This is a genomic window from Photorhabdus namnaonensis, from assembly GCF_001684335.1.
GTDB lineage: Bacteria > Pseudomonadota > Gammaproteobacteria > Enterobacterales > Enterobacteriaceae > Photorhabdus > Photorhabdus namnaonensis.
Map to the genome: position 1 here is coordinate 185,051 of NZ_LOIC01000083.1, position 20,416 is coordinate 205,466.

The window sequence follows — 20,416 nt, forward strand, 5'->3', positions numbered from 1 at the left end:
GATGGCATTTCTAGTTATATAAATAGCTCGCCGGTTGACTAATGCCACCGGATGGGAAAATGAAAGGTTTTGTAAGTGGTTATTTTCCATAACGAAAATTATGATAGTCGAAATAACCCAACCTATCTGTGAAACAACCCTCAGTTGTTAAAGTTGTTCTGTCCCAGCGACAATTCTGAGTGATTTGTTAACTTTTTAAAATGTACTTTACCAATGAAATTGTGACTACTGTCACAATAACGAGCTTTATTTAATTGTTGGTGAGCGTTTTTGGTTCGTTTTTGTTCTTTATCAAACAAAAACCATAGTTTTTATGCATCTTTTTATTCGTATTTGTTACTTCATGTGGTCTTACCAAACGAAGGGGCCTTCTCAATTTATGTTGAATAGGTTGCTAATCGATTTTGATGATAAACATACTGTTTTGACGGTATGCCAATAATCTGCCAGACTCATAATTTGTACAGTTGCATAGCTGATACACAAGTGGAGGAACCATGACGACACGTTATGACAGCGATTTTTATGGTTGGACTCAGGAGCAGGCCGGTTTGCTTCGTTCCGGTGATTTGAGTCAGTTGGATACGGAAAATCTTCTTGAGGAAATTGAGGCTATGGGGCGAAGCGAGCGCAGAGAATTACGATCCCGGCTGGAAATTTTACTCGCACACTTACTGAAATGGAGATATCAGGCAGATCGCAGAGGGCGGAGTTGGGAACTGATTATTGAGGAACAGCGTGATAAGGCAATTGACTGTTTGCAAGAATCTCCTAGTTTGAAAAATAAGTTGAATGAGCACTTGGAAAAAGCTTACATCGCCGCTCGTCGATTGGCAGAAAAAGAAACGTTAATTAATCGAAATATATTTCCTGAAACTTGTCCTTGGACGTTTGAGCAAATAATGGATGAAAATTTTTGGCCTGAATAGACTTGATAAATTTGTTTCCTAACGCACTGATTTTGGACAGTGCGTTTTCTCGTTGTTCAACAACTCAGTTGATTGATCTTCACTTCACTATAAGCAGTATTAACAGAAATTATTTTTTTCGGTGGATACTCATTGTATTAGCTAAAATTATCCTTTTTTATTTCCGAACTTTAGTGGTTCGAAAAAGAATAAAAGCGGACAATTTGCCCGCTCTTGTTAAACTTAATACAGCCAGTCGCGTCCCATCCGGTCAGCAGCCATAATAGCGGCGTACACTTTTTCCGGCGTCACTTCAAAAGGCAGGTTGTGAATGGTTTCTTCCTCGGCACAACTCGCTTTCGCTACTGCCATCACTTTTTCTTTCAGTTTTTCACCATCTTTCACGCCAAGTTGATCCAGAGTAACCGGCAGCCCCATCTGTACACAGAAATCAAGGAAAGTATCTAATTCTTCATTTGGGCTATTTTCCAGTATTAGTTGAACTAATATCCCGAAGGCGACCTTTTCACCGTGGTACATGTGGTGGCATTCTTCTAGTACGGTAAAGCCATTGTGTATGGAATGAGCGGCGGCTAAACCTGTATTTTCAAAGCCCAAGCCACTTAAGTAAGTAATTGCCTCGATAACACTTTCCACCGCCGGTGTACTGACGCCGGCTTCAACAGCCAGCTTTGCTTTATAGCCTTCTTCTAACAAAGTTTCGTAACAGAGATGGGAAAGAGCTATTGCGATACGGGATATCCCGCCATCTGTCATTCGCGGTTTATGGCTGGCTCCACAAACCCGGGCTTCGAAGTAAGTCGCCAGCGCGTCGCCAATTCCGGCAATCAGAAAGCGGGTTGGGGCTTTAGCGATAATGCTGGTATCGACCAGGACAATATCTGGGTTTGTTGGGAAAAACTGATAGTCTTCATATTTGCCATCATCGCTGTAAATAACAGAGAGCGCGCTGGTCGGGGCATTAGTGGAAGCGATAGTGGGGGCAATCAGAACAGGTAATCTGGATTCGTAAGCGACCGCTTTTGCGGTATCTTGTACTTTGCCGCCACCGATACCAATAACGGCTTGGCATTCATGTTTTTTAAGAATGTCAGACAGGCGTTGAATCTCATTCCGACTACATTCACCGCCAAACACTTCAAAATGGCGGGTGATTTCATACTGTTCCAGGCTGTTATGAACGGCATCTCCCACCAATTTCATCGCGGAGTTACCGATGATAACCAAAACGTGGTCGGCGATGGTTTTTGTGTATTTACCAATATGGAGCAGGGCATCAGGTCCTTGAATATATTTGGATGGGGATTGAATAATTTTCAGCATAAAAATACTCCTTTTGTGGAAACTAAATATCTATTTGCTGTATAAATCTTCTTAAACAGGAAGCAAAATGTGGCAGACCAGTAAACTGTCTTCGGATGAAAAAAGTACTTAAATTACTTAACAGACTAACACAACCTATAAAAATTAATGGTTGGTTATGGATAAATAAAGTTGTTATACCCGTTTTATAGTAGGAAATGTGTGTTTTTTTGATCTATGCCCGGATCTTTGCACTGGAACAGGCCCTTCTTCTCCATTGGGCCTGGCTGAGTCTGGGGAAGCTAGCGCCATAATGACAGCCAGACAAAATGGTCCTATTTTTTCAATTTTTTTCAATTTTTAAGCCATATGTCTTAAATTTCTCAAGCACAATAGCTATTTCCTCTGGACTCAGAATAGGAACTGGATTTTGGATCGCCAGGGTCTGTAAATATAGATGAGCGAGCACTTCAACTTCATGCGCGAGCCATAGTGCTTTTTGTAGATTAACCTCGCAAACAATCATTCCATGATGCTGTAATAGAATAGCTTTTCTGTTTTTAAAACCGTTAAATACATAGTCAGAGAGTTGTTTGGTGCCAAATGTCGCGTAAGGCACACAGGGAATTGAATCTCCTCCCGCCGCTGCAATCATGTAATGAATGGCCGGGATTGATTTATTTAAAATAGAAACCGCTGTGCAATGAATTGCATGATTATGGACAACCGCGTTGGCGTCGGGTCTGGCATGATAGACCGCTTGATGAAAGCGCCATTCACTCGAGGGGCGCTTATTATCCTCAGGTTGACCGTTTTCATCTACATAAACAATATGTGTTTCAGTCAATTGTTCATAAGGAATTCCTGTCGGCGTAATTAACATTCCATTGTGATAACGGACACTGACATTACCCGCAGTGCCTTGATTTAATCCTAGTCGGGTCATTTCTAGGCATATATTAATAATTTCACGAGATAATGTATCTCTTTTCATGATTATTTACCTTGTTTAAATTAGAAGTATGCTTTTATGCTAGTCAATTAAAAATAAATGAAGTTTGCTATTTATTTTTGTTGTAATACTTTGTTGTTTTTAAATAAATAGTTAAATTAATTTTTGTGATTAAGCTCAAATGTTTTTATCACTTTTTGGGTTTTACAGATATCTATATTTGTTTTTTTTATTCCGTATTTTTCATTTCTAACTCAAACGGTCATTTATTGGTTTTATTGACCGTTTTTTTATAAAAAATATTATCCGGTAATTTTTATGACCGAATTAAATAAAAAAGACACAAACGGGCATGTATAATAGATTTATTTCAGTGATTAGGTTCACAATTTATCGGCATGAATAAATAAGTGTGATTGGGATCATTTTATTATCTTATAGATGACTAAAAATATGGGTTATTCTGGATTCTGGATTCTGGATTCTGGATTCTGGATTCTGGATTCTGGATTCTGGATTCTGGATTCTGGATTCTGGATTCTGGATTCTGGAAGACTTACAGTATCAACTGCGATAGATGAGGGTGCTATGGATAATATATCGATGCAATCAAGTGTAGCGCGGGATAATAAAAAAAACAGAGGTTATTTAGCCCCTTTTACTCTTTTATGTTCTCTATTTTTCTTATGGGCGGTGGCAAATAATTTAAATGATATATTATTGCCTCAATTTCAAAAGGCTTTTGTTTTAACAAATTTTCAAGCGGGATTAATTCAATCGGCATTTTATTTTGGTTATTTTATTATTCCTATTCCTGTCGGAATATTAATGAATAAATTAAATTATAAAGCGGGGATAATGACTGGATTATTACTTTATGCTGTTGGTGCCGCTCTTTTTTGGCCTGCCGCAGAAGCGATGAGTTATACACTATTCCTGGTGGGACTGTTTATCATCGCTGCCGGGTTAGGGTGTTTGGAAACAGCGGCTAACCCTTTTGTCACGGTATTGGGGCCTGAAAAAACGGGGCATTTTCGGATTAATCTGGCACAAACCTTTAACTCGTTTGGGGCAATTGTCGCCGTTATTTTTGGGCAAAGTTTAATTTTATCTAATGTCCCTCATTTATCCCAAGAAACACTTGATAAAATGACTGTTGAGCAACTTGATACCTATAATCACAGTCTCGTTTTAGCGGTACAGTCCCCTTATATGATTATCGCTGCCGCTGTTTTAATGATTGCATTCTTAATTTTATTTACTAAATTCCCAGTGATACAAAGTGATACGCATGATAATAGCAGCTCATTCTTTGAGTCTTTAGGTCGCCTGATTAAAGTCAAGCATTGGCGCTGGGCAGTGTTAGCGCAATTTTGCTATGTCGGTGCGCAGACAGCTTGCTGGAGTTACTTGATTCGTTATGCTGTTGATGAAATTCCAAGTATGACTCCGGGGTATGCCGCCAATTATCTGACCGCGACAATGGTGTTTTTCTTTATTGGTCGATCGACGGGTACTTGGTTAGTTAAGCGATTTGCGCCAGAAAAAGTATTAGCTTGTTATGCCTTGATATCCATGATCCTTTGCATTATTTCCGCGTTTGTGGGGGGATACATCGGCTTAATTGCATTGACCATTTGTAGCATGTTTATGTCTATTCAATACCCGACTATCTTTTCATTAGGGATTAAAGGATTAGGCCCGGACACCAAATATGGTTCTTCACTCATTGTAATGACGATTGTTGGCGGTGGCGTAGTGACGCCTATTATGGGATTTGTCAGTGACGCGGTAGGCCACATTCCAACGGCTGAGCTCGTGCCCGCATTCTGTTTTGCTGTGATCTTGGTTTTCGCAAAATTCCGCGCGAATGCGTTACCCGGTAATCCATTTAATTCAAAGAGCAAATAATAATTTTATTTATATGAGGAAAGTGCATGAAAAAGAATATGAACTTACCCAAGATTGGTATTCGCCCAGTAATTGATGGCCGTCGTATGGGAGTGCGTGAATCACTCGAAGAGCAAACCCTGAATATGGCAAAAGCGACCGCTAATTTATTGACTGGACATATTTACCATGCTTGTGGCACCCCTGTTGAATGTGTTATCGCGGACACATGTATTGCTGGTCTTGCTGAATCCGCGGCTTGTGATGAAAAATTCAGTGCGTTAAATATTGGTTTGACAATTACCGTCACACCGTGTTGGTGCTATGGCAGTGAAACATTAGATATGGAGCCAACAAGACCAAAAGCGATTTGGGGATTTAATGGGACTGAACGTCCAGGTGCCGTCTACCTTGCGGCAGCTTTAGCCGCCCACTCGCAAAAAGGTATCCCCGCTTTTTCTATATACGGACATGAAGTTCAAGATGCTGATGACATTCGTATTCCTGATGATGTCAAAGAAAAATTGCTACGATTTGCTCGTGCTGGATTAGCTGTCGCTAGTATGAAAGGAAAAACTTACCTTTCTATTGGCGGTGCATCAATGGGCATTGCAGGTTCAATTGTTGATCATGATTTTTTTGAATCTTGGCTTGGTATGAAAGTCCAATCTGTTGATATGACAGAATTACGCCGTCGTATTGATCAGCAAATATATGATGAAGAGGAACTTGAGATTGCTTTATCTTGGGCAGATAACTATTTCCAATATGGTGAAGATCTGAATGCTAAACAATATCACCGTTCACCAGAAAGTCGTCGTCAAGTTCTTCGCGAAAGTTTACTCATGGCTATTTGCATTCGCGACATGATGCAGGGAAACCCAAAACTGAAAGAAAAGGGGTATGGCGAAGAAGCACTCGGCTGCAACGCGATTGCTGCGGGTTTTCAGGGGCAACGTCATTGGACAGATCAATATCCTAATGGTGATACCGCGGAAGCGATTTTAAATAGTTCATTTGACTGGAATGGCATTCGTCAGCCCTTTACGGTTGCAACTGAGAATGACTGTCTAAATGGCGTTGCGATGTTATTTGGCCATATGCTGACAGGGACAGCACAGATTTTTGCTGATGTTCGAACTTTCTGGTCTCCAGAATCTGTCGAGCGTGTTACGGGCAAAAAGCTCACGGGGCAGGCTGAAAATGGGGTGATTCATCTGATTAATTCAGGCTCTGCAACACTGGATGGGACCTGCTGCCAAAAAGACGCTCAAGGCCATCCTACGATGAAGCCTCATTGGGAAATTACCGCAGAGGAAGTAGATGCTTGTCTGGCTGCAACGCAATGGTGTCCGGCGCTCCATGAATATTTCAGAGGTGGTGGCTTCTCCTCCAAATTCTTAACCAAAGGCGGCGTTCCTTTCACCCTGAGTCGTGTCAATATGATTAAAGGTCTTGGCCCCGTTCTACAAATCGCTGAGGGTTGGAGTGCGGAATTGCCTAAAGATATTCATGACATTCTGGATAAGCGGACAAATGAAACCTGGCCGACAACTTGGTTTGTTCCGCGTTTAACCGGTAGAGGCGCCTTTAAGGATGTGTACTCCGTTATGGCGAATTGGGGAGCTAATCATGGAGTGCTTTCTATTGGTCATGTTGGCGCTGATTTCATTACATTAGCTTCTATGTTCAGAATCCCAGTTTGTATGCATAACGTGGATGAGAAAGCCATTTATCGTCCTTCTGCATGGAGTGCGCACGGTATGGAGCCAGAAGGTTCAGATTACCGAGCCTGTCAAAACTATGGGCCTCTCTATAAGAAATAGGGGCTGTTGGCGGTACGCATTGTGCCGCCTCTATTCCAGACAGGAGAGCATATGATTCAAGATATCGTTTTAGTTTTGGATTGTGGGGCTACCAATGTGCGGGCTATTGCAGTTGACTCTCAGGGTAATGTGATTGCAAAGGCGTCAATACCGAATACTAGTGAGCCTGATAAAGCCAATCCTCACTGGCATATATGGTCGCTGGATGCCATTTTAGAACGGTTGGCAGGCTGTTGTCGTATGGTTATCTCCCAATTATCGGGTTATAAGATACGTGCAATAACGGTGACGACTTTTGGTGTTGATGGAACATTGGTCGACGCAAAGGGGGGCCTACTTTATCCAATAATTAGTTGGAAGTGTCCACGAACAATCCCTATTGTTGAAAATATTGCGCGTTACTTCTCCGCTGAGAAATTGCAAACGATATCCGGTGTCGGGCAATTTAATTTTAATACGCTTTATAAATTAATTTGGTTAAAGGAAAATCATCCTACTCTTTACTATAAAGCCCATGCATGGTTATTTATTTCTTCTTTAATCAATTATCGATTAACAGGAGTGATGTCAACTGATAGAACGATGGCCGGGACTAGTCAGTTGCTAAATATTCATAATGAGCAGTTTAGTGGGGGAATTTTAGATGCGATTTATATTTCAGAGAATTTATTTCCTGAACTCGTTTCTGCCGGTGAACAAATTGGCACTTTGACATCAGAAATAGCTAAAGAATTCCACTTGCCTGCGGGAATTCCAGTGATTTCTTCTGGACATGATACGCAATTTGCTTTATTTGGATCAGGTGCGGATTTGAATCAACCTGTCTTATCTTCCGGCACTTGGGAAATCCTAATGGTACGTACTCCTCATGTGAATACCCATATTTTACCCCATTATGCTGGCTCTACATGTGAATTGGACGCGAGAAAAGGGCTCTTTAATCCCGGATTACAATGGTTGGCTTCTGGAATACTTGAATGGGTCAGGCAGCTTTTTTGGCAAGGTGTTTCCCCTTCGGATGCTTATCTTCAAATGATCCATGAAGCTTTATCTGTTCCTCCCGGCGCTAATAACTTAAGAATGAATTGTCGTTTATTAACTTCTGAGGCGGGGTGGTGTGGAATAACGTTAAATACTGAACGACGTCATTTTTATCGAGCCGCATTAGAAGCGTTGGGGTATCAATTAAAACAAAACCTATCTCTTTTGGAAAAAATCAGCGGATTTCATGCTAAGGAGTTGATATTGGTGGGCGGCGGTAGCCGAAATTATCTTTGGAATCAAATAAAAGCAGATATTTTAAACTTACCCATAAAAGTCGTTAATGAAGCGGAGACAACGGTATTAGGCGCTTCTTTCTTTGCCTGGTTTGGTGTCGGTTGCTATGAATCGTCTGAAAAGGCCCGTGAACAATTTTCTTATCATTATGAACTATATACACCGGGTGAGCATCAGGAGGTTTATCATTCATTAATTAAGAATTTTATATAAAAATAGGTAATCTTTCGTTAAAGATAATTGTCCTATTTATTTCTTCTATTCGTCGTTTTTAAACATGCCGGTTAAAGTAGGAAATGGTAACGTTTTTGTTATCATCGTCACAGAGAAAACGACTAAATGTGGAAATATATTGCTAAAGAAGGCGTGATTTTCTAATGCTGATATTGGGCGGAATAATCCTATTCTGTCCCAATATAAAAGGGATTCCTTTATGAGAAATGAACGTCATCAAAAAATCATGGATCTTCTCCATCACCATGAATCGTTAACAACTACTGAACTTTCCGTAGTTTTGCAAGTAAGTAAAGAAACAATACGCCGAGATCTGAGATTTCTCCAAGAGCATGGTCATCTTCTTCGTCTGCATGGGAGAGCAAAAAGTTTAAACAGGGAAACACAGGATAATGGTGATCCTTTTAACATGCGGGTTAAAAGCCATTTTTCGAGTAAATCACTTATTGCTCAACAAGCTGTGACTTGGATAAACGAAGGAATGATAATCGCACTTGATGCAAGTTCAACATGTTGGTATCTGGCAAAGCAACTTCCTGATATTAATATTACTATTTTTACCAATAGCATTCGTATTTGCCATGAATTATCCAAGAAGAAAAATATTCAATTAATCAGTTCAGGGGGAGCGCTGCATCGTAAATATGCTTGTTATATTAGTTCATCACTTATTGCACAATTAAAAAATTTAGAGATTGATCTATTTATTTTTTCCTGTGATGGCATTGATGCAAATGGTGATTTATGGGATTCGAATATTGATAATGCGGAATTTAAAGAGATTCTTATAAAACGAGCATTACAATCAGTTTTGTTAATTGATAAGAGTAAAATTAACCGAAAAAGCGAAATTAGAATAGGAAATCGTAGTAATATCACTGACATAATATCGAATTATTAGGACAGGGCGGCAGGCTATTGCTTTGTCCAATCTCTTAATCAGGCGATCTGATTAAGAGACAGGTATTTGTCGGGCGTATAAAAATCAGCGTACTTGAATATAGGTACTATTAGTTTGATAGTTAAAGAAATATTTGAGAATCAGGTTCAGCAAAATGCCGTAAGCGGGTAGGAAAAAGAGTAAGCAAATTAATAGCTTGAAGCAGTAATCGACTAACCCAATTTCGATCCAGTTAGCAGCCATAAAAGCATCGGTACTGCGATAGAATGCGATGGAGAAAAAGGCAAGGGTGTCAAGTAAGTTGCCGAAGAACATCGCCGCTGCGGGTGCGACCCACCAATTACGTCTCCGGCGCAGACGATTGAAGACGTATACATCCAGTATCTGCCCAAGGAAGTAAGCCATGAAGCTGGCGCAGGCAATACGGGCAACAAAGAGATTGAATTCAGTCAGCGCGGTAAACCCTTGCCATACTCCTTGGAAAAATAGGGCGGAAATTATATAAGAGATCAGCAATGCGGGGATCATAACAGTAGTAATGATTCGCCTTGCCAGTGGCGCGCCGTAGATACGAACCGTTAAATCTGTTGCAAGAAAAATAAATGGAAAAGTAAAGGCTCCCCAGGTGGTGTGAAAACCGAAAATAGAGACGGGTAGTTGCACCAGATAATTACTGGAAATAATAATTAGAATGTGAAATAACGAAAGCCAAATTAAAGCGGTAGCGCGTTGCTGTATAATTGTAGTTGATAAAAACATTATGGTACCTTTTTGGAAAATGGGGTGAGGGAACCCAATCAAAGATCTGCCGTTTTAACTGACGGCGCCTCACATGATACGTCGGTTGTACACGAATTCAAAATGTCTGTATGTAAAGTTAATTTTTGCTAGCTTTTTTATAATATAATCCAGTTTCATAGATTGCTTGGAATTGTAGAGATAAGTTATGCCCGATGTGTTTATTAATCCAGACAAGACCCTTGATACACAAGGGCTTCGCTGTCCTGAACCGGTGATGATGGTACGGAAAACCGTGCGTCATATGGAAGCAGGACAGATGTTATTAATTCTTGCTGATGATCCGGCAACTACGCGGGATATTCCTAGTTTCTGCCGTTTTATGGAGCACCAGTTGGTTGCGCAAGAAACGGAACAAATGCCTTATCGCTATCTGGTGCGGAAAAAAGAGAGCCAACTCTGAAATAACAACCAAGTTGAGAAATGAACGATTTTGCTTTTTACCATGCTTTCGAACATCAATGAGCTTTCACCACTGAGTTTATCTTGCTATAGCATAGGATATGAGCCGGTAATAAGACTCATATCCTTAATATAACTAGGCGATTTTCATTTATTTCAGCTTAATCCTCAATAACCTTACCGCGTTTGCCGTCACAAGAGCGGTTGCGCCAGAATCCGCCAATACCGCCATCCACAAGCCTGTGATACCCAATAAGCTGGTGACGAGGAAGATTCCTTTTAGCCCTAGGGCAATAGCAATGTTTTGGCGAATATTATTGTGCGTTGCGCGGGAAAGGGCGATGATTTCCGACAAACCTGTCAGACGGTTGTGAGTCAATGCCGCGTCTGCGGTTTCCAGAGCGACGTCGGTACCACTTCCCATCGCTACACCGATACTGGAAGCTTTCATTGCGGGTGCGTCATTGATGCCGTCACCTACCATCATTGTGTTGTGATCTTTATTCAATGCAATGACCGCTTTGACTTTATCTTCCGGCATTAACCCGGCGCGGAAATCTATTCCCAACTGACCTGCAATTGCCGTTGCTGCACGTGGGTTATCCCCCGTCAACATTACTGATTTAATGCCTTGATCTTTCAGTAAATGGATAGCATCAATCGCGTCTTGACGTAACGTATCTTGCATCGCGATAAGGCCAGTAAATTGTTCATCATGCATCACGGCGACAACGGTTTTACCGCAATCTTCTAACTGAACAATTTTTTGTTTCCAACGATCAGATAACGTGTTTTCTGGCAGTTTTCCGGGCGCACTGACGAGAATACGTTTACCGTCTAACTGACCTTCAACACCAACCCCCGCCAACGCTTTACGGTGTTCAGCTTCGGTAATATTAACCTGTTTACTTTCTGCGTATTGCAAAATGGCTTTAGCCAGTGGGTGGTGGGAACCACTTTCTACAGCGGAAGCCAAAGTTAATAACTGAGATTCGCTGATGTTTTCTGCTGGTTGTACATCTGTGACTTGTGGTTTACCTGCGGTCAGCGTACCGGTTTTATCAAAAGCGATTGTGGTGATTAATCCTAGTTGCTCCAGTGCCGCACCGCCTTTAATCAAGGCGCCTCGGCGGGTTGCTGCGGCAAGGGCGGAGGTAATTGCGGCGGGTGTGGAAATCACCAAAGCACAAGGGCAACCGATCAGTAGCAAAGTCAGACCTCGGTAGATCCATGTTTCCCAAGGTTGGCTGAATACAGTAGGTGGAATAATGATAACCAACGCAGAAAACAGCATAATCAGCGGAGTGTAAATTCGGCTAAAACGGTCAATGAAGCGCTCAATCGGTGCGCGGCGTTCTTCGGCTTCTTCAATCAGTTGCAGAATACGGTCAATGGCATTATTGCCCTGTTCGGACAGCACTTTCATTTGGACGGCACGATCCACGGACAAACAACCAGCCGGAACTTTTTCTCCCTGCGTTCGTTCAACCGGAATAGATTCGCCTGTCAGCGCACTTTCATCAAAGCTGGCGAATGAATTGAGTAATTCTGCGTCAGTGGGTAAACGTCCGCCTGGAGCAATCTCAATAATATCGCCAGGACGGAGGTCTGAAACTGGGACGGTTCTTTTCTCACCATTTTTTATCAGTAGTGCTTCTTCGGGCACTAATGCCATCAATGCACTAACTCCTCGACGAGCACGGCCGGCAGCATAAGCTTCCAACATTTCACCAAGCATAAACAGCAGCAATACCATTGCCGCTTCAGCGGTGGCGTCGATAAACAGCGCACCAATGGCGGCGACACTCATCAATGTTTCAATGGCGAATGGGGTGCCTGATCGTATGAGCTGCCAGGCTTTGGTGACAATAGGCACCAATCCAATCACGGTGGTAATAATAAAGGCAATACGGCCAAATGAGGGGTTGATGTGAGAGATTCCCCAACTTATCAGCATCATCAGTGAAAGAGTGATGATCGGGGCAAATTCTTTCCAGCGGCTGCTTTTTGCCGCTTTCTGACTTGAATCGGCATTACGTAGAGTAAATCCAGCCTGATTAACGGCTTGAATCACTGCCGAACGGATATCTGTATCCGCATCCACGACGAGTTTTTCTGTGGCGAATAGAACCTTGACTTGTTTTACTTCTGGAATTTTGCTGACCGCGGTTTCAATTTTGCGGGCGCAACTTGGACAATCCATACCATTAACTACCCAACTGAAACGTTGGTTTGCCAAAAGCTCAGGTGCTTGTGTCTCTTGTGTATCATGGGAATGACTATGCTTATGTGAGCAAGCCTTATCATGTTCATGATTATGTAAATGCTTACTAACTTGTTTAGCCTGATCTGAACAAGTGGTAGTCGCGCAGCAGCTTCCATGCTGGTGGTTATGTTGATGAGCACTATTTTTGTTTGAATTTGAGTACATGGACTCCCCCTGAACAGAGTTAACTCAAAGATAATGGTTAAACTCTACACTTTGGAGCCTACTCTAGAGTCAAACAAAAAAAGAAAATAAATGGGTAAATTGCGCGACTGAGTACGGCTGTTCATTTTCAATATAATTTTTCTCTTAAAGATAAAGGGAACGAATAATTAGAAAATGGCCGATGAAATAACAGGTTGCCACAATCGCTTTGGAAGACTTGAATTGGAGCCGGTAATGGTTAATCAACCAGAAACTATGTGACAGTAACAACAAGATAGTGCCTGCTAACAGAGAAAAACCATACGCTGTATTAAGGGAGAAGTATTGCTCACCTGCCATCCACACCATTATCAGGAGCATAACGACTGAGGCAACAACCAGCCAGCGCATCTCCTCCAGTTTATTCCAAATAACCAGCAGAATAATGGAGCCTAGAATCAGTAAAATTAATGGCAACGGGAAGAAGAAACTGAAATTCATCTGTAATACAAAGCTTATTGTGTAGAGCAGATAACAGAGGAATAATGCGCTCAGAGAGAATAGTGAATACTTACTGGGGAGCATACGCAGAGCATCTGATATTAAAGCGGTCAATAACCCAAGACAGATTAAATAACCTGAAATATGCAGCTCAGGTGCTTGCCATGCCCACAATAACAACAATAGCAGAGTGATTGGCCTGAATAGCCATCTTTGCCAGTTTGGACCACGGTAAGCTGCGTCAACATACAACCAACCAGAGAAAAATACTGCGATAAATGGCCAGCTCATCTTCGTTCCTTAAATAAGTGGTGGATAAGGGGTCTGTTCTCTTACTATTAAAATATATACTGAAATAATGATGATTGGTTTAAGTATCTGTGCGGAAATAGGCAGTGAATTAAAAAATGGTTTATCTGTTTGAGACAGATGGTGACAGTTTTTGGATTCGTAACCGGAAAGGGGAATGAAATAAATCATTCCTCACATAATTGTATATACTTTCCGGGTACTGGGGAGCGTGTCCACTATTTGAGGTGATGGCTTTTCTCTTTCCGTTGTTTTTTCTGCATTGACAATAGCTCAAAGACACCAAAAAAGAAGATTTTGGTTTGCATCAGGCTAGAGAGTTTTTGCTCTTTGGGCTGACTGGTTTTCAGAAGCAGCATTTGAAATGCATGCATGACCACCATGAAAATCATGGCGACATCCATAAAGTACTTCAATGGTTTTGGAAATGGATAGATCAGGTTAAAGATCAGAAATCCCCAAACGCAGATCATTAACAGTTTGCCCAATTGAATAAACATCAGTGTTACTCCAGAATAATCATTATGCAAGTAAATAACGGATATAGAGCCGGTACGCGACTTGTCCGGCGACTTTTTCACGATGAAGTTGCCAGTTAACAGGCACATCAATCGCCGTTGATTCAGATTCAGACTCAACATAAATCCAGCTTTCATCTGCCAGCCAATTTTGCTCTTCCAACAATTTTATGGTTTCGTTAAGCATGCCTTTACGAAAAGGAGGATCAAGGAAAACGACATCGTAGGGTTTTCCTGATCGAGATAAATAGGTTAATGCACTGTCGTTAATGACCTCGGCATTTTGGGCACTGAGCAAATCCAAATTTGCGGCAAGCTGTTTGGCTATATTACGTTCATATTCAATCAGGGTAACTTGTGCTGCATAACGAGAAAGTGCCTCTAATCCAAGTGCTCCGCTTCCTGCATAGCAATCTAAGCAGTGTGCTTCCTGAATAACCGGGGCTAGCCAGTTAAATAGCGTTTCTCTGACGCGATCTGTCGTTGGACGTAACCCGGGGCTATCCGGTACCGGTAATTTCCGGCCTCGCCATTTTCCGCCAATAATACGGATTTGTCCCATCGATTGCCGTTGTGGTTTCTTTGCCATAATTTGCGTAACAGTTGTGAAGACTTACAGGCATTAATTTACCATGAAATTCATGATTGATATGTGTTGAGCTATTACGAAAATGTTAGACTGACTCTAATTTCGTTATTATTCCTTGTTGTAACGCCATGATTTAACCTTGAGGAGTGCAGTGGCTAATGGCAAAAGAGAAAAAAAGAGGCTTTTTCTCCTGGTTCGGGCATGGCCGTCAGGAAGAGCAGCAAAAAGAAGAACAATTGGCGGCGGAGCAGGCAGAACAGCAACGTCTGGCCGAGGAAACCGCAAGATTGGCGGCGGAGCAGGCAGAACAACAGCGTCTGGCTGAGGAAACCGCAAGGTTGGCGGCGGAGCAGGTAGAACAGCAACGTCTGGCCGAGGAAGCCGCAAGATTGGCGGCAGAGCAGGCAGAACAGCAACGCCTGGCCGAGGAAGCCGCAAGATTAGCGGCGGAGCAGGCAGAACAGCAACGTCTTGCAGAGGAAGCCGCAAAATTGTCGGCAGAACAGGCGGAACAGCAACAAACTGAACAGCCACAGCCAGTTGTGAAAGAGCAAGAGCGCCCGACTAAAGAGGGCTTTTTCTCTCGTTTGAAACGCAGTTTGGTTAAAACCCGTCAGAATCTAGGGTCCGGTTTTCTCAGCCTATTCAGTGGTAAAAAGATTGATGATGATCTGTTTGATGAATTGGAAGAGCAGTTATTGATTGCCGATGTTGGTGTCGATACTACCCGTAAAATCATTAGCAGTTTGACAGAGCATGCCAGCCGTAAAGAGCTAAAAGATGCAGAAGCCTTGTATGCCAAACTCAAAGAAGAGATGTCTGGTATTCTGACTAAAGTGAATCAGCCCCTGGACATTGAAGGAAAAACTCCGTATGTCATTCTGATGGTTGGTGTGAATGGTGTGGGAAAAACGACGACAATTGGTAAATTGGCTCGTCAATTCCAGGCACAAGGTAAATCTGTCATGCTGGCAGCCGGAGATACTTTTCGTGCCGCCGCCGTTGAACAGCTACAGGTGTGGGGGGAACGTAACCATATTCCGGTGGTGGCGCAGCATACAGGCGCAGATCCCGCTTCCGTGATTTTCGATGCTATTCAGTCAGCTAAAGCTAAAGGTGTAGATGTATTAATTGCAGATACCGCTGGTCGTTTGCAAAATAAATCTCATCTGATGGAAGAATTGAAGAAGATTGTCCGGGTGATGAAAAAACTGGATGAAAATGCTCCCCATGAAATTATGCTGACATTGGATGCGAGTACCGGTCAGAATGCGATAAGTCAGGCTAAACTGTTCCATGAAGCTGTTGGGTTGACAGGTATCTCATTGACAAAATTGGATGGTACTGCCAAAGGTGGGGTAATTTTCGCCATTGCTGATCAGTTTGAAATTCCTATCCGTTATATTGGGGTTGGTGAAGGCATTGAAGATCTACGGCCATTTAAGGCAGACGACTTTATAGAGGCACTTTTTGCCCGAGAGGATTAATTACCTATGATTCGCTTTGAACAGGTCAGTAAAGCTTATCTGGGGGGACGGCAAGCCCTGCAAGGGGTGGATTTTCATTTGCGCCCTGCGGAAATGGCATTTCTCATTGGTCACTCTGGGGCGGGTAAAAGTACCTTGCTAAAACTCATCTGTGGCATTGAGCGGCCTAGCGCCGGGCATATCTGGTTTGCCGGTCATGATATCAGTCGGTTAAAAAGCCGTGAGGTACCTTTTCTACGTCGTCAGATTGGTATGATTTTCCAGGATCATCACCTGCTGCTGGATCGGACGGTATACGATAATGTGGCGATGCCGCTGATTATTTCAGGCGCCAGTTCAGAAGATATCCGTCGTCGAACATCTGCGGCTTTGGATAAGGTTGGTCTGCTGGACAAAGCGAAAAATTTCCCAATTCAGCTTTCAGGGGGAGAACAACAACGTGTCGGCATTGCTCGTGCGGTTGTGAATAAGCCGACGGTTTTGTTGGCGGATGAACCTACCGGTAATCTGGATGGTGAGTTGTCAGAGGGGATTTTACGACTGTTTGAAGAATTCAATCGGGTAGGGGTGACAGTGCTGATGGCGACCCATGATATGGCACTGATTGAAAGACGGAAATATCGTATTCTGACTCTGAGCCAAGGCCGTATGGCAGGAGAGCATCATGGTTAAAAATGTGCGTAAGGCAGCGGGGAAAGTCACAAGATCGAAAAGTAAAGTTTTGCGAGGAGGATGGCGTGAGCAGTGGCGCTATGCTTGGATGAATACGTTGAGAGATATGTCACGTCAGCCGTTGGCGACTTTGTTGACCGTGATGGTGATTGCGATCTCCCTGACATTACCAAGTGTTTGTTACATTGTGTGGAAGAATGTCAGCCAGGCTGCGGAAAAATGGTATCCCACCCCTCAACTGACGGTATATCTCGATAAGTCACTCGATGATAGCAGTGCTCAGAAATTAATAACTGAGCTGAAAGCACTTGATGGTGTGGGTAATGTCAACTATCTCTCACGTCAGGAAGCCATGACAGAATTCCGCGCCTGGTCTGGTTTTGGTAATGCGTTGGATATGTTGGAAGAGAATCCGTTGCCTGCGGTGGCTATTATCACACCGGAAATCGATTTTCAGAGTTCACAGACGTTAACCACGCTGCGTGATAGAGTTTCTCAGGTTAAAGGTATTGAAGAAGTTCGGATGGATGATAGCTGGTTTGCCCGTCTGGCGGCGTTGACAGGTCTTATCGGTCAGATTGCGACCGTGATCGGTATTCTGATGATCGTTGCGCTGTTTTTGGTCATTGGTAATAGTGTGCGTCTCACTATTTTCAGTCATCGTGATACGATTAACGTGATGAAGCTTATTGGTGCGACTGATGGCTTTATTTTGCGCCCGTTCCTCAATGGTGGTGTTTTGTTGGGGGCTTTGGGGGCAATTTTATCGTTAATTTTGTCTGCACTGTTGGTGTGGAAACTTTCTGATGTTGTCACACAGGTTGCCAGCGTGTTTGGCACGACATTTAATTTACATGGGCTTTCATGGGATGAGTCCCTGCTGCTGGTTTTGCTCTCCGCGATGATTGGTTGGGCCGCTGCTTGGTTGGCGACAACTCAGCATTTGCGCCATTTTACGCCAGAATAAAACGATAATCTTTTCAACAGGCTGAGCGAGATCAGCCTGACAACGCAATAATCATCTCCTTTTTTCCTTGGGTAAGAGTTTCTTATTCACTGACTTAAATCCAAAATCATAATTTTCTACTGTATAGAATTAATTAAAAAGGTGCTTGTACACTCTCAGTGAACCTGACGGGCGCTTTTATGAAATGGAATTAATATTTGTCGGAGATAGTACAAATAAAGTTAGTTGCATAGATATAAAACTATCTGTTATTTTTTGTTCTGCGATCCCGTTATAGGGATGGTCGGTGCTGAAATTATTACTCTTCCACGGATCTGTAACTTGAATATGCACATTCTGGTGATAGACTGTACCGCTGTGTGTTGAACGTGGGTTCATATACACTGATGTAATCTAATCCATACTAACGATTTGAGCCTTATTTGAGAGGATTTGAATGGCCAAAGAAATGCAAACCTTAGCGTTAGTTCCTCAAGGAAGTCTAGAGGGCTATATCCGTGCCTCTAATGCCTATCCGATGTTGACAGCAGAGGAAGAGAAGGAACTGGCTGAAAGGCTGCATTACCAGGGAGATCTGGATGCAGCTAAGAAGCTGATTCTATCTCATCTGCGCTTCGTTGTTCATGTCGCTCGTAGCTATGCTGGTTATGGGCTACCTCAGGCGGATTTAATTCAGGAAGGGAATATTGGCCTGATGAAAGCAGTACGTCGTTTTAACCCGGAAGTTGGGGTGCGTCTGGTTTCTTTTGCCGTTCACTGGATTAAAGCTGAAATTCATGAATATGTACTGCGTAATTGGCGTATTGTTAAAGTTGCAACAACTAAAGCACAGCGTAAGCTGTTCTTTAACCTGCGTAAAACTAAACAGCGCTTAGGGTGGTTCAATCAGGACGAAGTAGAAATGGTCGCCAAAGAACTTGGTGTGACCAGTAAAGATGTGCGTGAGATGGAATCTCGTATGTCAGCGCAGGATATGGCGTTTGATATGTCTGCCGATGATGATGGTCAGGAAGGTCAACCGGTTGCGCCAGTGCTGTATCTTCAAGATAAAGCTTCTGATTTTGCAGGCGGCATTGAAGAGGACAATTGGGAAAACCATGCGGCTGATAAATTATCGGTAGCGATAGAAAGTTTAGACGAACGCAGTCAGGACATTATCCGTTGCCGCTGGTTAGATGATGACAATAAATCTACCCTGCAAGAGCTGGCGGATAAATATGGTGTTTCTGCGGAGCGTGTACGTCAGCTTGAAAAAAATGCCATGAAAAAATTGCGTGTAGCCATTGAGGCGTAAATATATACCCTATGGATTTCAAGATGCATCGCGACGGCAAGGGAGTGAATCCCCGGGAGCATAGATAACTATGTGACCGGGGTGAGCGAGTGCAGCCAACAAAGAGGCAACTTGAAAGATGACAGGTATAAAGTGATTTTGCGTTAACGCATTCATCATTAATAAATTAAAAGGGCGATAATGGTTTATCGCCTTTTTTGTTTTATTTTTCACAGTTGTCATCTCATTCAGTTAATTCTATGAAATATGTGTCTTGCAGGCGTTACGATCCCCGTCCGCACTGGACGAGGGCTTACGGAGGTTTTTGCTAAATTGGAAGCATCGCCAGAAAAGCAAAGGAGCTGATTCAGCTCCTTTTTTACGATATTATTATGGATTGCAGCCAGCTTTTTTCGTTGCGCTGTACCCCACATGTTTACGGTAAGGATCGAGATTCCATTTATCTTTGTTACGGGCAATATCCACGTGGCAGTCGAACTGATTACGCATACCTTTCGTATTGTACCAGTGTGGGCTGTTCCCGAATTTACGCTCCAGTTCTTTGAATGCCTCATTGGTTTTACCGAAGCGAAGATTGCGACCACATTGGGTTGGCACAACCGCCAGTGTCATCTTGCCAAAGCGCGTTATCCACTTGCCCGATTTAATATACGGCCCGTGGCGGCAGTTACTGTGCCCATTGTTAGCGCTCGCAGGGAAAACAGCCATGCCGAAGAATAACACCAACAATACAAATCCTATTCTTTTCATATCACCTCCTAAACTACCCATAAATTGGGGTCAATGTGCATACCCAGTTGTAATGTGCATACCCAGTTATAATGGGCATACCCATTTATGATTATAATACTGAAAAGTATTTCTTTTACCATATGTACATTATGTACATTAAATATCACGCATGAAACAATGTGGATCATTCTGGTTTTATTGGGTCATAATTTATCATATCCCGCTGGCCAGTACGGTGCCTAGCCTGGCGCCACATAGGCTTAGGGCTACCGCATGAACGTTTCTTATACAAAAATAGAAAATGTATCCATCAACAGGACTGGGAGACCGCGCTAGCGCTCAAATTTTGTTCTCTGATAAAAATCTAGTCCGTAGCACCTGCTCCAAAAACTCTGTTTTTATCCAAGAGCGCTTTTGCTTCATCT

The 20,416-nt window shown here is 42.7% G+C and carries 18 protein-coding genes; 10 read left to right on the top strand and 8 right to left on the bottom strand.

Translation table 11 applies throughout. The annotated features are described in order from the left end of the window. The first annotated feature begins 497 nt into the window (after positions 1-497). On the top strand, positions 498-929 hold the full coding sequence (locus tag Phpb_RS18700; RefSeq protein ID WP_065391674.1) for a DUF29 domain-containing protein: 432 nt from the start codon (positions 498-500) through the stop codon (positions 927-929). A gap of 222 nt (positions 930-1,151) precedes the next feature. On the opposite strand, the gene Phpb_RS18705 is transcribed toward Phpb_RS18700, so the two are convergent. Continuing rightward, positions 1,152-2,252 (bottom strand): glycerol dehydrogenase, encoded by a 1,101-nt coding sequence (locus Phpb_RS18705; RefSeq protein ID WP_065391675.1) that lies wholly within the window; start codon positions 2,250-2,252, stop codon positions 1,152-1,154. Between the two features lie 322 nt (positions 2,253-2,574). Then, complete coding sequence (gene fucA / locus Phpb_RS18710; protein WP_065391676.1) at positions 2,575-3,225, bottom strand: L-fuculose-phosphate aldolase; 651 nt, start codon at positions 3,223-3,225, stop codon at positions 2,575-2,577. 546 nt (positions 3,226-3,771) lie between these two features. Between fucA and fucP the strand changes: the two genes are divergently transcribed. The 4 genes from fucP to fucR all read left to right on the top strand — a co-directional run bounded on the left by fucP (position 3,772) and on the right by fucR (position 9,312). After that, entirely contained in the window at positions 3,772-5,094 is a 1,323-nt protein-coding gene (fucP, locus tag Phpb_RS18715) for an L-fucose:H+ symporter permease (RefSeq protein ID WP_065391705.1), read from the top strand. Positions 5,095-5,120: 26 nt separating this feature from the next. Next, the gene (gene fucI, locus Phpb_RS18720) at positions 5,121-6,899 is read left to right on the top strand and encodes an L-fucose isomerase (protein WP_065391677.1); all 1,779 of its coding nucleotides are present in this window, start codon (positions 5,121-5,123) and stop codon (positions 6,897-6,899) included. 51 nt (positions 6,900-6,950) lie between these two features. Continuing rightward, positions 6,951-8,390: an L-fuculokinase gene (gene fucK / locus Phpb_RS18725; protein WP_065391678.1), complete on the top strand. Its 1,440-nt coding sequence runs from the start codon at positions 6,951-6,953 to the stop codon at positions 8,388-8,390. A 220-nt stretch (positions 8,391-8,610) separates the two neighbouring features. Further along, positions 8,611-9,312, top strand: a complete 702-nt coding sequence (gene fucR, locus Phpb_RS18730; protein WP_065391679.1) for an L-fucose operon activator — start codon at positions 8,611-8,613, stop codon at positions 9,310-9,312. An 84-nt stretch (positions 9,313-9,396) separates the two neighbouring features. Here the strand turns inward: fucR and Phpb_RS18735 are convergent, their stop codons facing one another. Continuing rightward, the gene (locus Phpb_RS18735) at positions 9,397-10,071 is read right to left on the bottom strand and encodes a 7-cyano-7-deazaguanine/7-aminomethyl-7-deazaguanine transporter (protein ID WP_065391680.1); all 675 of its coding nucleotides are present in this window, start codon (positions 10,069-10,071) and stop codon (positions 9,397-9,399) included. A gap of 187 nt (positions 10,072-10,258) precedes the next feature. Between Phpb_RS18735 and tusA the strand changes: the two genes are divergently transcribed. Continuing rightward, positions 10,259-10,513 carry a sulfurtransferase TusA gene (gene tusA / locus Phpb_RS18740; RefSeq protein ID WP_065391681.1) on the top strand — a complete coding sequence of 85 codons (255 nt, stop codon included), beginning with the start codon at positions 10,259-10,261 and terminating at the stop codon, positions 10,511-10,513. 150 nt (positions 10,514-10,663) lie between these two features. Here the strand turns inward: tusA and Phpb_RS18745 are convergent, their stop codons facing one another. From Phpb_RS18745 to rsmD, 4 genes are all read right to left on the bottom strand, one after another. Continuing rightward, positions 10,664-12,943 carry a zinc/cadmium/mercury/lead-transporting ATPase gene (locus Phpb_RS18745; protein ID WP_065391682.1) on the bottom strand — a complete coding sequence of 760 codons (2,280 nt, stop codon included), beginning with the start codon at positions 12,941-12,943 and terminating at the stop codon, positions 10,664-10,666. Positions 12,944-13,087: 144 nt separating this feature from the next. Beyond that, on the bottom strand, positions 13,088-13,714 hold the full coding sequence (locus Phpb_RS18750) for a lysoplasmalogenase (RefSeq protein WP_065391683.1): 627 nt from the start codon (positions 13,712-13,714) through the stop codon (positions 13,088-13,090). Between the two features lie 236 nt (positions 13,715-13,950). Further along, positions 13,951-14,232: a DUF1145 family protein gene (locus Phpb_RS18755; RefSeq protein WP_065391684.1), complete on the bottom strand. Its 282-nt coding sequence runs from the start codon at positions 14,230-14,232 to the stop codon at positions 13,951-13,953. Between the two features lie 22 nt (positions 14,233-14,254). Then, positions 14,255-14,839, bottom strand: a complete 585-nt coding sequence (gene rsmD, locus Phpb_RS18760; RefSeq protein ID WP_065391685.1) for a 16S rRNA (guanine(966)-N(2))-methyltransferase — start codon at positions 14,837-14,839, stop codon at positions 14,255-14,257. A gap of 158 nt (positions 14,840-14,997) precedes the next feature. On the opposite strand from rsmD, the gene ftsY reads away from it, so the two are divergent. The 4 genes from ftsY to rpoH all read left to right on the top strand — a co-directional run bounded on the left by ftsY (position 14,998) and on the right by rpoH (position 19,259). Next, positions 14,998-16,326, top strand: a complete 1,329-nt coding sequence (ftsY, locus tag Phpb_RS18765) for a signal recognition particle-docking protein FtsY (RefSeq protein WP_065391686.1) — start codon at positions 14,998-15,000, stop codon at positions 16,324-16,326. Positions 16,327-16,332: 6 nt separating this feature from the next. Then, positions 16,333-16,998, top strand: coding sequence for a cell division ATP-binding protein FtsE (gene ftsE, locus Phpb_RS18770; RefSeq protein WP_036776029.1), 666 nt, complete (start codon positions 16,333-16,335; stop codon positions 16,996-16,998). After that, on the top strand, positions 16,991-17,965 hold the full coding sequence (ftsX, locus tag Phpb_RS18775) for a permease-like cell division protein FtsX (protein ID WP_065391687.1): 975 nt from the start codon (positions 16,991-16,993) through the stop codon (positions 17,963-17,965). Before ftsE ends, ftsX begins: the two co-directional genes overlap by 8 nt. Positions 17,966-18,401: 436 nt before the next feature. Further along, positions 18,402-19,259 carry an RNA polymerase sigma factor RpoH gene (rpoH, locus tag Phpb_RS18780; protein WP_065391688.1) on the top strand — a complete coding sequence of 286 codons (858 nt, stop codon included), beginning with the start codon at positions 18,402-18,404 and terminating at the stop codon, positions 19,257-19,259. A 369-nt stretch (positions 19,260-19,628) separates the two neighbouring features. On the opposite strand, the gene Phpb_RS18785 is transcribed toward rpoH, so the two are convergent. Beyond that, complete coding sequence (locus Phpb_RS18785; protein ID WP_065391689.1) at positions 19,629-20,009, bottom strand: DUF2599 domain-containing protein; 381 nt, start codon at positions 20,007-20,009, stop codon at positions 19,629-19,631. Between the last annotated feature and the right edge of the window lie 407 nt (positions 20,010-20,416).